The organism is Brevibacterium sp. LAARM3_SD1, from assembly GCF_057364765.1.
The window spans coordinates 35,757-47,289 of the sequence record NZ_JBNFOL010000007.1; the positions used below are offsets into that span (position 1 = coordinate 35,757).

Genomic DNA, 11,533 nt, shown 5'->3' on the forward strand with positions numbered 1-11,533 from the left:
TGCCGACTGACGACACACACAGGGTGCGGTCGGCGGACACTTGGTCCGCCGACTGCACCCGATACAGACACCATTGATGCGCAGAGACCATCATCTGCAGAGACCGGCGCCCGCCGGTCCGGATTCCGACCGAGGAGTGAACAATGACGACCGCTGCTGTGATTGGCAGTGGCCCGAACGGACTGGCAGCAGCCATCACAATGGCTGCTGCAGGCGTCTCGGTCACCGTCTATGAGGCCGCGGACCGGTTGGGTGGGGGCGCCCGCAGCGCCGAGCTCACTCTGCCCGGTCTCATCCACGACGAGTGCTCGAGCCACCATCCTTTCGGCCTCGCCGCGGAATTCTCCCGCACCTTCGACCTCACTGCCCACGGCTTGGAATGGGCGTTCACCGAGGTCGAGTTCTCCCACCCCCTCGATGGCGGCCGAGGTGCCGCCGCCGTGCGCTCGGTCGTCGAGACCTCGCGTGGCCTAGGTGCCGATGCGGACTCATACCGCCGCTTCTTCTCCCCCGTCGCCTCACGGATGCCCACCGTGGCCGACGAGTTCCTCCAATCTCTCATCCACATTCCTCGCCACCCATTCCATCTCGCGACGCTCGGCATGCGCGCGGCCCTGCCTGCGGCCGCCGTTGCCCGTTTCTTCCGAACTGAGGAGGCCAAAGCTCTGTGGGCCGGAGTCGCCGCCCACACGTTCGGCCCCTTCGACATACCGCTGTCTGCGGCGATCGGCACCTCACTGGCCTCGGCCGCTCACTATTTCGGTTGGCCTGTGGCGATCGGCGGGTCAGGAAAGATCACCGAGGCGATGGCTTCCCTACTGAGCAGCCTCGGTGGGCGAATCGAGGCCGGACGTCGCATCGACAATGTCCGGGACCTCGGAACCCCCGACATCCTCATGCTCGACACCGGTCCCGAGGAAGCGAACCGGATCGCCGGCGAGCGTCTATCCCGTGCCGCCCGAGCGGGCCTGCGCCGGTGGAAGCCCGGCCCGGCCGCATTCAAGGTGGCCTTGGCCGTCGAGGGCGGTATCCCGTGGACACACGAGCCGTCCCGCCGGGCGGGCACGGTCCATCTGGGAGGTTCTTATGCCGAGGTGGCCGCAGCGGAGAAGGACGTCGCGCAGGGTCGAATGCCCGACCACCCCTACGCCCTTCTCGCGCAACAGCACCTGGCCGATCCCGACAGAGGCCAGAGTTCCGTCGTACCCATCGATGCCTATGCGCATGTGCCGCAGGGGTTCGATGGCGATGCCACCGAGGCAATACTCGCTCAGATCGAGCGCTTCGCCCCGGGGGCCCGGGATCGGATCCTGGCAGTGACTCCGCGAGGAACCTCCGAGATCGAGACGATGAACACGAACTTCGTCGGCGGGGACATCCTCACCGGACGGAAGGACCCGCTGCAGCTCGTCCTTGGTCCCGCTCCCGGCCTGGACCCCTATCGGTTGAGTCCGCGCAAAGGCGGTTCGCACAGACAGGAGCAGGGGATCTACCTCTGCTCGGCTGCGGTGCCGCCGGGCCCGGGTGCCCACGGCATGTGCGGCTTCCTCGCTGCAAAACGCGCCATCGCCGACCTCCGTGGTCAGCGTGCCACTACCGACCTCGACCGCATCGACGGCCTTGTGGCTTCCGCCGACAGCGTCGGGACTTCCATCGGCCTTAGTACCCCGCAGAACGCTCTTACCGAGTAGCCTGCATCACAGATACCCATTCGGACCATGGACAAAGGAGACGAACGATGACCACTGACAGCCACCTCGGCGAGGGATATTCCACCCGATCGCTGGCCGGACGGACGATCATCATGAGCGGCGGCAGCCGTGGAATCGGACTGGCGATCGCTCTGCGCGCAGCCCAGGACGGGGCGAATATCGCGCTGCTGGCGAAGACCGCGGAACCCCATCCGAAGCTCGAGGGCACGGTCTACACTGCGGCCGAGCAGATCGAGGCGGCCGGCGGCAAGGCCCTGCCGATCATCGGTGACGTCCGCAGCGACGAATCCGTCGCCGAGGCGGTCGCGAAGACCGTTGAGGCCTTCGGGGGGATCGACATCGTCGTCAACAATGCCAGCGCTATCGACCTCTCCCCAGTCGAGGACCTGCCGATGAAGAAGTTCGATCTCATGAACTCGATCAACGCACGTGGCTCCTACCTTCTGGCCAAAACGGCCCTGCCGCACCTCCGAGCCTCGGACGCCGCGCATGTGCTCACGCTCTCCCCGCCGCTCAACCTCAATCCGGCATGGGCGGGCAGACACCTGGGTTACACGATGGCGAAGTACGGGATGTCGCTGGTCACGCTCGGGCTGGCCGAGGAGCAGCGCGAGGCCGGAGTCGCGGCGAACAGCCTGTGGCCACGGACGACGATCGCAACGGCCGCTGTGAACAACCTCCTCGGCGGCGAACAGCTCATGGCGCGCAGCCGCAAGCCCGAGATCATGGCCGAGGCGGCATGGGTGATCCTTACCAGCGGCCCCCGCGAGGTCACCGGCAATTTCTTCATCGACGACGAGGTGTTGGCGGCTCAAGGTGTCACAGACCTCTCGGCTTACGCCCATGATGCGTCGAAGCCCGGCTCCGTCGGTCACGGGCCCAACGACCTCGAGCTCGACCTCTTCCTCGACGAGTAGGGTTCGCAGCGCAGCCGATTACTCGCGGTCGACAATTCCCCGCGGCACACAAAAAGTCGAGCAGCACTGTTTCAAAACTGTGCTGCCCGACTTTTTTCGAGCTATTCAGCGACCGCGCCGTCGACGCAACTTCGCTTACTGCTTACTGTGCGGCAGATTCCTCGTCGCGCTTGTCGAGCTCGGGGATCATCGGCACGCGCTGGCCACGCTCTTCAGCGACCTCGGAGGCGCGGTCGTAGCCGGCGTCGACGTGGCGGATGACGCCCATGCCCGGGTCATTGGTGAGCAGGCGGGCGAGCTTCTTCGCGGCCAGTTCGGTGCCGTCGGCCACGGAGACCTGACCGGCGTGGATGGAGCGGCCGATGCCGACGCCGCCTCCATGGTGGATCGACACCCAGGTAGCACCCGAGGAGGTGTTGACCAGGGCGTTGAGCAGCGGCCAGTCGGCCACGGCGTCTGTGCCGTCGAGCATGGATTCGGTCTCGCGGTAGGGGCTGGCGACGGACCCGGAGTCGAGGTGGTCACGGCCGATGACGATCGGGGCCGAGATCTTGCCTTCGGCGACGAGCTTGTTGAACAGCAGGCCGGCCTGGTGGCGTTCCTTGTATCCGAGCCAGCAGATGCGTGCCGGCAGGCCTTCGAACTCGACGTATTCGTTGGCGGCGTCGAGCCAGGTGTGGAGGTGTTCGTTCTCGGGGAAGAGCTCCTTGAGAGCCTGGTCGGTGACCTCGATGTCCTTCGGGTCGCCGGACAGCGCGACCCAGCGGAAGGGTCCGAGGCCTTCGCAGAAGAGGGGGCGGATATAGGCGGGGACGAAGCCCGGGAATTCGAACGCACGGTCATAGCCGGCTTTGCGAGCTTCGTCGCGGATCGAGTTGCCGTAGTCGAAGACCTCGGCGCCGCGGTCCTGGAATTCGACCATGGCCTTCACGTGCTTGGCCATGGATTCTTCGGCGCGGATGGTGAACTTCTCCGCATCCTGCTCGGCCTCTTCGTGCCAGTCGTCGACGCTCACGCCCACCGGCAGGTAGGACAGCGGGTCGTGGGCCGAGGTCTGGTCGGTGACGATGTCGACTTCGGCTGCCTCAGGGCGGTCGAGGATGAGCGGGAGGATCTCGGCGGCGTTGCCGACGAGCCCGACGGACAGGGCTTGCTTGTTCTTCTTCGCCTCGATGACCTTGGCCAGTGCGGTGTCGAGGTCGGTTTCGACCTCGTCGAGGTAGCGCTTGCCCTTGCGACGGTCGAGGCGGGTCTTGTCGACGTCGATGATGAGGCAGGCGCCGCCGTTGAGGGTCACGGACAGCGGCTGGGCTCCGCCCATTCCGCCGCAGCCGGCGGTGATGGTCAGGGTTCCGGCGAGGGTGCCGTCGAAGCGCTTGCGGGCGATGGCGCCGAAGGTCTCGTAGGTGCCCTGGAGGATGCCTTGGGTGGCGATGTAGATCCAGGACCCGGCGGTCATCTGGCCGTACATCATGAGGCCTTCGGCTTCGAGCTCGCGGAAGTGCTCCCAGTTGGCCCAGTCTCCGACGAGGTTGGAGTTGGCGATGAGCACGCGCGGGGCCCATTCGTGGGTGCGCATGACGCCGACGGGCTTGCCCGACTGGATGAGCAGGGTCTCGTCGTCCTCGAGGTCGTCGAGGGTGCGCACGATCGCATCGTAGGCTTCCCAGGAGCGGGCGGCGCGACCGGTGCCGCCGTAGACGACGAGGTCTTCGGGGCGTTCGGCGACCTCGGGGTCGAGGTTGTTCATGAGCATGCGCTTGGGGGCTTCGGTCTGCCAGGACTTCGCGGTGATCTCGGTTCCGCGGTCGGCGCGAATGACGCGGGACGGGTCGTGCTGGGTGAACGACGGCTTGGTGGTCATGGGTTCTCCTTGTCGCTGTGTCCGACGAGGCGGATGCTTGGCTGCCGCTTCGCCGTCGCGCCGAGGCGTGGGCTCCCCTGCGCTGTCGGCTCTGACTACACCATCCATTCTGACGACTGGAGCAGAATGCGGAAGTGGCCCGCTTCAAGTTCCGTCCGACATTTCGGACAGACTGAAATTGACGGCAGAAACTCGCAGCCCGGGAACAGATCCAATCCACCCCACGAAGAGGAACCCGCGCTTCGGTAAACACACCTGGCATTATTGCCGAATCGTGCAATGATAATGATCCACCCACACCGAGAACCGACCAGAGCGAACCGAACGGAGAAACGTTGGAGCTGCAGCAGATCCGCGCCTTCGTCGCCGTCGCCGAAGAACTCCACTTCGGCCGCGCCGCCGAACGCCTCGGCATGGCCCAACCCCCGCTAAGCCGCACCATCAGGTCCCTGGAGACCGAGCTCGGCGCCTCTCTGTTCCAACGCACGACCCGCTCAGTCAGCCTCTCCCCCGCCGGCGAAGCCCTGCTCGAGCCGGCCAAGCACATGCTCGCCACCCAGCAGGCCGCCGTCGAATCCGTCCACCGCTCCTCCAGCGGTGAGGTCGGCCGCGTCCGCTTCGGCTACTCGCACCCGTCCTCCCGCGACCTGGCCGCCACCCTCGTGGCGGCCTCACACGAACGCAATCCGGGCATCACCTTCCACCTCGAGTCGACGGTCTACGCCGACGAAGGCCTCGAGCGGATCATGGACGGCACCCTCGACCTCGCGCTGGTCCGCTGGCGCCGTCGGCCCCCGCTCATCGCCGGCCGCCCCGTGGCGATCGAGCGTCCATGCGTCGCCATGCCGAGCTCTCACCGCCTGGCGAAGCGGAAGAAGATCGGCGTCAAGGAACTCGCCGACGAACCCTTTGTCCTCCTGCCCGCACGACCGAATTCGAACCTGCGCGAGACCGCCATGCGCCTGTGCCTCGACGCCGGGTTCAGCCCGCGCACCGTCCAGGAGGCCCCCGACTCGCAGTCGATCTCCGCGCTCGTGGCCGCCGGGATGGGCGTGACGATTACGTTCGATTCCGTCGCCGCCGGCTACGACTCGCGGATCACCGCGGTTCCGCTCGATCTCCCGAACGAAGCCACCCAGCTCCACCTCGCCTACCGACTCGATCAGCAGGACGCAGCCCTGAACACGGTGCTCGATGTCGCCGAGGCGGTACTGCCGACCGTCCGCTGAGCGGCCTGGCCGCCGCAAGCCGGCCAGGCTGGCGAATCTTGCGAATCGAATCCAGCGACCCCGCATACCGTCACCGAGGCGACCCACCCACCAGTGCCGCGCCGTCACGATGAAGCCCATTCATTGAGACGCACCCTTGTCGGGCGCAATCCATTCGGATATGTTCATAAATGGGAAAGTATTAATACCAAATTCGGCAGTGATGCCGATCGTGTCGACGTTCCGGCCCCACAAGCGGGACGGTGCGACCGCAACCAGAGGGAGACCCTGTGTCCGAAGACATCGTCATCTGCGAACCTCTCCGCTCCCCCGTGGGCGGATTCGGCGGACAGTTCAAGGACGTGCCGCATGAGGAGCTCGGCCGACAGGTCCTCACAGCTCTGCTGGAGAAGACCAACCTGCCAGGCGAAGCCATTGAGGATGTCGTCCTCGGCAACTGCTATCCGCACATGGAGACTCCGGCGATCGGCCGCGTCGTCGCCCTCAATGCGGGACTGCCGATCACCGTTCCCGGCCGCCAGGTCGACCGTCGCTGCGGCTCCGGCCTGCAGGCGATCGCCGACGCTCACGCAATGATCTCAGCCGGCTTCGCCGACCTCGTCGTTGCCGGCGGCGTCGAGTCGATGAGCCGCGCACCGTTCTTCAATGAGGAGATCCGCTGGGGCGTCAGGGGCGGCAACATCGAGCTCAAGGACGGTCTCGTCCGCGGCCGCCTCACCGCAGGCGGCAACGACTACCCGGTGCCCGGCGGAATGATCGAAACCGCGGAGAACCTGCGTCGGGAATACAAGATCTCACGCGAGGACCAGGACGCCTACGCGGTCGAATCGCATCGTCGGGCCGCCTCGGCGACGGAAGAAGGGAAGTTCGCCGACGAGATCGTGCCGATCACGCTGCCGGCCACCCGGAAGACCCCCGAACAGGTCATCACGACCGATGAGCACATCCGTCCCGGGTCGACGGTCGAGAAGCTCGCGAAGCTCAAGCCGATGCTCGGGAAGTCCGACGATGAGGCCACGGTGACCGCCGGCAATGCCTCAGGCCAGAACGACGGCGCTGCTCTGTGCATCGTCACCACCGCGGCCAAGGCCGCCGAGCTGGGTCTGCGGGTCTTCGCCCGCATGCGCAGCTGGGCCGTGGCCGGTGTGCCGCCGAAAACCATGGGCATCGGCCCGGTCCCGGCGACCGCGAAGGCACTGCAGCGCGCGGGTCTCGAACTCGGCGATATCGACCTCATCGAACTCAACGAGGCATTCGCGGCGCAGGTGCTCGCCTGCACGACCGAATGGAAACTGTCCGAATCCGACTTCGCCGAACGACTCAATGTCAACGGTTCGGGCATCTCACTGGGCCACCCGGTCGGCGCGACCGGTGGGCGCATCCTCGCCACCCTGCTGCGGGAGATGGATCGCCGCGGTTCGCGCTACGGCGTTGAGACGATGTGCATCGGCGGCGGTCAGGGAATGGCCGCGGTCTTCGAACGCGTGGCCTGAGGCCCGCTCGTCTCACGACGAGAAGAACTCAGTGCACTGCCCTGGCCGGAAGCTCTTCCGGCCAGGGCAACGTGCATTGGGTGCCGGAACTCCGCCCCGGGGGCAGACGGCCCGTCGGAGCTTCGGGACGTCCGACACCTCCGTCCGACACTTCGGACGAAAACGTCTCACACCCCGTTGTCTTCGCCCTGGTCAGCGCCGAGGATGAAAATCATGAACGCAACGAAGCAGCTGCTGACCGGGGTTCGGGTCGCCGATTTCTCCCGAGTTCTCGCCGGTCCCTACGCCACCGCCATGCTCGCCGATCAGGGCGCCGAGGTCATCAAGATCGAGATGCCCGGCCACGGGGACGATTCCCGACATCTCGGACCCTTCACCGATTCCGGGTCGACGTACTTCACCGGACTCAACCGCGGAAAGCGCTCGATCGAGGCCGATCTCAAAGACCCGGAAGACCACGCTCGCCTGCTCGACCTCATCAAGACCTGCGATGTCGTCGTCGAAAACTTCCGCCCGGGCGTCGCCGCAAAGCTCGGTCTGTCCTATGAGGACCTCAAGGCTGTGAAGCCCGATATCGTCTACGCGTCGATCTCCGGCTTCGGGCAGCACGGCAGCCAGGCGGGACGTCCGCCTATGACACGGTCATCCAGGCCCTGAGCGGCCTCATGGCCTCGACCGGCTTCCCCGACGGCTCGCCCACCCGCGTGGGCGAATCGATCGCCGACGTCTCCGCCGGAGTCTTCGCCGCCTTTGGCATCTCGTCGGCGCTCTTCCACCGGCAGACGACCGGCGAAGGCGCCCATATCGACATCCCGATGCTCGACGTCATGCTCGCCATGCAGCCGACGAACGCCTCCATCCACTCCGCCGGATCCGCTCCCACCCGGGTCGGCAACCGCCACCCGGTCTCGGCGCCCTTCGACACCTACCGCGCAGCCGATGGGCTGCTCGTCATCGCTGTGGCCAACGACCGTCTCTTCGGCACCCTGGCCGCCACCCTCGGCAAGCCGGAGCTGGCAACGGATCCGCGCTTCACCACCGACGCTCACCGCTCGGACAACGACGAGGCCCTGCGCATCGAGATCGAAGAGTTCACCACCGGGCGCACCGTGACCGAGCTGTGCGAGATCTTCGATGCAGCCGGAATCCCAAACTCTCCCGTCCTCGATTTCGCCGAGGCGGTCACCGGCCCCATCGGCTCAGATCGCGATCTCACTGCCACCGATCCCCGGTCCGGGCACGCCTTCCTCGGCCACCCGCTCCTCGTCAACGGAGCGCGGCCCGCGTCCGTGCTTCCGGCGCCCCGCCTCGGCGAACACAATGCCGACTTCTCCGCACCCACCGACGCACCCTGACCTGACCGGCTGGCGCCAACCTCGCCGAGGCGGCGCACTCCGCACGAATCCCCTGGCCTCTCCGCCGGGATTCCCTGATCTTCCCGATCCGGGCCCCGTCCAATTCCATCGAACCGACCCCCACTGCAAAGGAGCACTCTTATGGCCTTCGACATCACCGCCGATGAACAGGAACTCGTCGACGCCGTCGCCCAGATCAGCAAGGACGTCCTCGCCCCGCAGGCGGCCTCCGCAGACGCGAACGAACGCGTCTCGGATGAGACGCTGAAGACCCTCGCCGAGGTGGGGGTCATGGGGCTCAACCTGCCCGAGGAATTCGGCGGACCCGGCGTCGGTTCGGTGGCGATGAGCCAGATGGTCGCCGCCATCACTGAGGCGTGCGCGTCGACAGCGTCGATCGTCACCGCGCAGTTCCTCGCCACCGATTCGATCCTCCTCGGCGGCACCGACGCCCAACGCGAAGCGTGGCTGCCGCGGGCCGCAGCCGGCGAAGTCATCGGTTCCTTCGGGCTGACCGAGCCGGGGGCCGGGTCCAACCCGGCGGAGATGTCGACGAAGGCCACACGGGTCGACGGCGGATGGCATCTCAAGGGCACGAAGTGCTTCATCACGAACGCCGGCTTCGCGGACTTCATCATCGTCTACGCGAAGACCGACGTCGATGCCGGCCACAAGGGAATCAGCGCATTCATCGTCGACACCGCGGCCGCCTCGGCGGGGTTGGACTTCAATCCCCCGGAGAAGACGATGGGTCTGCGGGGAAGTCCGGTCTACGAGTTCGTCATCGACACGGTCGTCCCCGAGGAGGCCCTCCTCGGGAACGCAGGCGAGGGCTTCACCACGGCAATGCGCGTGCTCGACCGTGGTCGCATCGAGGTCGCGGCGATGAGCCTGGGAATCGGCAAGGCCGCCCTCGACGCCGCCGTGGCGTGGGCGGGCGAGCGCAAGATCAGCGGGAAACCGCTGAACAGGCTCCAAGGCATCGCGTTCAAGCTCGCGGACATGTACACGAAGTACCGGTCGGCATGGCTGCTGACGATGGACGCCGCCGAACAGCGCGATACGGGAGTCGATTTCACTCGGTCTTCGGCGACCGCGAAGCTCGCCGCCTCCGAGGCGGCCGCCTTCATCGCCGACGAGGCTCTGCAGATCCACGGCGGCTACGGTTTCACCCGGGACTTTCCGCTCGAACGCTATGTCCGCGATGCGAGGATCTACCGCATCTACGAAGGCTCCTCGGAGATCCAGCGCACGATCATCGCCCGCTCTCTGTCCTGACGAATCGGCTGAAACAAGCCGGAGAATCGATCGAAACAGCACAGAAATCCGCCCGAGAATACGATCGAGGCGAGTTTGAGGGGCGATTCGTTCGCCGTTGAGTCCCTCTGTTCATTCCACCCTGCAGATGTTCCGAAATATCGGACGGAATATGTGATTCGGGTCTCGTCTCTCATCGTCTTTGGGTGTTGACTGAGTCTGATTCATCACTCAAAGGAGGCAATCTTGGCTAGTACGACCAATTCGGGGATCGAGAAGCGGTCCATCGAGATGGTGCCTGACGCCGAGCGTCACGGAACGCCACGGTCCCAGTTCACTCTGTGGTTCGGCGCCAACACTCAGATCACCGCGATCGTCGATGGAGCTCTGGCCGTCGTCTTCGGCGCCGATGCGCTCTGGGCCATCATCGGCCTGCTCATCGGCAATGTCATCGGCGGCATCGTCATGGCGCTGCATTCGGCACAGGGGCCGCAGCTGGGTCTTCCGCAGATGATCTCCTCGCGGGCGCAGTTCGGCATCATCGGCGCGATCATTCCGCTCGTGCTCGTCGTTCTCATGTACATCGGCTTCGCCTCAACGGGTGCGGTGCTGTCCGGCCAGGCCGTCAACCTCATCATCGGCGCACAGACCCCCTGGATCGGCATCGTCATCTTCGGCGCGCTCACCGCCCTGGTGGCCCTGCTGGGATACAAGTACATCCACGTCCTCGGACGGATCTCCTCGGTGACGGGTCTGCTCGGGTTCCTCTTCATCACCTACTGCGTGCTCACCCAGGTCGACGTTCCCGGGCTGATCTCGGGTTCGTCCTTCGCCTTCCCTTCCTTCCTCTCCGCAATCGCACTGTCCGTGGGCTGGCAGCTGACCTATGGTCCGTATGTCGCCGACTACTCGCGCTACCTGCCGCGCTCGACCCCATCCTCGAAGACCTTCTGGTTCACCTTCGGCGGATCGGTCATCGGTTCGCAGTGGTCGATGACCCTGGGCGCGCTCATCGGCGCCGCCGCCATGACGGAGTCGGGCAATCTGTTCGTCGAGAACCAGGTCGCCTATGTCGGTGACATCGTCGGCGGGGGCGTGTTCGCATTCCTCATCTTCATCGTCATCCTCCTGGGCAAGCTCACCGTCAACACTCTCAACGCCTACGGCGCGTTCATGTGCACGCTGACGATCCTCACCTCCTTTGGCAACAGGGCGACCATCCGTCGGTGGACCGCGCGGTATTCGTCATCGGCATCGTCACCCTGACCGTGCTCGTGGCGCTGCTGGCCTCGGCGGACTTCCTCGCGAACTTCAAGAACTTCGTGCTCGCGCTGTTGATGGTGTTCACCCCATGGTCGGTCATCAACCTCACCGACTACTACCTGATCTCGAAGGACCGCTTCGACATCCCCGCCTTCTACGACCGTCACGGTCGCTACGGCAACTGGAACTGGCGTGCACTGGTCGCCTACGGCATCGGCGTCATCGTTCAGATCCCGTTCCTCGCGCAGTCTTTCTACACCGGGCCGCTGGTCGCGAAGCTCGGCGGCGCGGACATCTCGTGGCTCGTGGGCATCGTCGTCACCTTCGTCCTCTACTTCGTGCTCATCCGCAACCACGGAGTCGCCCCGAAGGAGACGATCTACCCCAGCCTCGAGGAACTCGAGCGCACGTGAGCCCCACCCTCACCGAGGCGGCCCCGCCCT

8 protein-coding genes and 1 pseudogene are annotated in these 11,533 nt (G+C 65.7%); 8 read left to right on the forward strand and 1 reads right to left on the reverse strand.

Features of this window, described 5'->3' with window-relative positions:
* Positions 1 to 143: 143 nt before the first annotated feature.
* Positions 144 to 1,691: a phytoene desaturase family protein gene (locus AC2W7L_RS05825; protein ID WP_486003669.1), complete on the forward strand. Its 1,548-nt coding sequence runs from the start codon at positions 144 to 146 to the stop codon at positions 1,689 to 1,691.
* 47 nt (positions 1,692 to 1,738) lie between these two features.
* Positions 1,739 to 2,629 (forward strand): SDR family oxidoreductase, encoded by an 891-nt coding sequence (locus tag AC2W7L_RS05830; protein WP_039211450.1) that lies wholly within the window; start codon positions 1,739 to 1,741, stop codon positions 2,627 to 2,629.
* A 142-nt stretch (positions 2,630 to 2,771) separates the two neighbouring features.
* On the opposite strand, the gene hutU is transcribed toward AC2W7L_RS05830, so the two are convergent.
* Positions 2,772 to 4,493 (reverse strand): urocanate hydratase, encoded by a 1,722-nt coding sequence (gene hutU, locus AC2W7L_RS05835; RefSeq protein WP_486003670.1) that lies wholly within the window; start codon positions 4,491 to 4,493, stop codon positions 2,772 to 2,774.
* A gap of 335 nt (positions 4,494 to 4,828) precedes the next feature.
* On the opposite strand from hutU, the gene AC2W7L_RS05840 reads away from it, so the two are divergent.
* From AC2W7L_RS05840 to AC2W7L_RS05865, 6 genes and pseudogenes are all read left to right on the forward strand, one after another.
* A complete protein-coding gene (locus AC2W7L_RS05840; RefSeq protein ID WP_486003671.1) occupies positions 4,829 to 5,722 on the forward strand; it encodes a LysR family transcriptional regulator in 894 nt (297 codons plus the stop codon).
* Positions 5,723 to 5,991: 269 nt separating this feature from the next.
* A complete protein-coding gene (locus tag AC2W7L_RS05845) occupies positions 5,992 to 7,215 on the forward strand; it encodes an acetyl-CoA C-acetyltransferase (RefSeq protein ID WP_486003672.1) in 1,224 nt (407 codons plus the stop codon).
* A 294-nt stretch (positions 7,216 to 7,509) separates the two neighbouring features.
* Positions 7,510 to 8,570, forward strand: a pseudogene (locus tag AC2W7L_RS05850) (CaiB/BaiF CoA transferase family protein).
* 141 nt (positions 8,571 to 8,711) lie between these two features.
* On the forward strand, positions 8,712 to 9,848 hold the full coding sequence (locus tag AC2W7L_RS05855; protein WP_486003673.1) for an acyl-CoA dehydrogenase family protein: 1,137 nt from the start codon (positions 8,712 to 8,714) through the stop codon (positions 9,846 to 9,848).
* 225 nt (positions 9,849 to 10,073) lie between these two features.
* Complete coding sequence (locus AC2W7L_RS05860) at positions 10,074 to 11,093, forward strand: purine-cytosine permease family protein (protein ID WP_486003674.1); 1,020 nt, start codon at positions 10,074 to 10,076, stop codon at positions 11,091 to 11,093.
* Complete coding sequence (locus AC2W7L_RS05865) at positions 11,054 to 11,503, forward strand: cytosine permease (RefSeq protein WP_486003675.1); 450 nt, start codon at positions 11,054 to 11,056, stop codon at positions 11,501 to 11,503. Before AC2W7L_RS05860 ends, AC2W7L_RS05865 begins: the two co-directional genes overlap by 40 nt.
* Positions 11,504 to 11,533 lie beyond the last annotated feature (30 nt).

Bases quoted from the DNA above. Each gene is read 5' to 3' on its own strand.
- hutU (WP_486003670.1), bottom strand. From the start codon at position 4,493: ATGACCACCAAGCCGTCGTTCACCCAGCACGACCCGTCCCGCGTCATT.
- AC2W7L_RS05825 (WP_486003669.1), top strand. From the start codon at position 144: ATGACGACCGCTGCTGTGATTGGCAGTGGCCCGAACGGACTGGCAGCA.
- AC2W7L_RS05855 (WP_486003673.1), top strand. From the start codon at position 8,712: ATGGCCTTCGACATCACCGCCGATGAACAGGAACTCGTCGACGCCGTC.
- AC2W7L_RS05830 (WP_039211450.1), top strand. From the start codon at position 1,739: ATGACCACTGACAGCCACCTCGGCGAGGGATATTCCACCCGATCGCTG.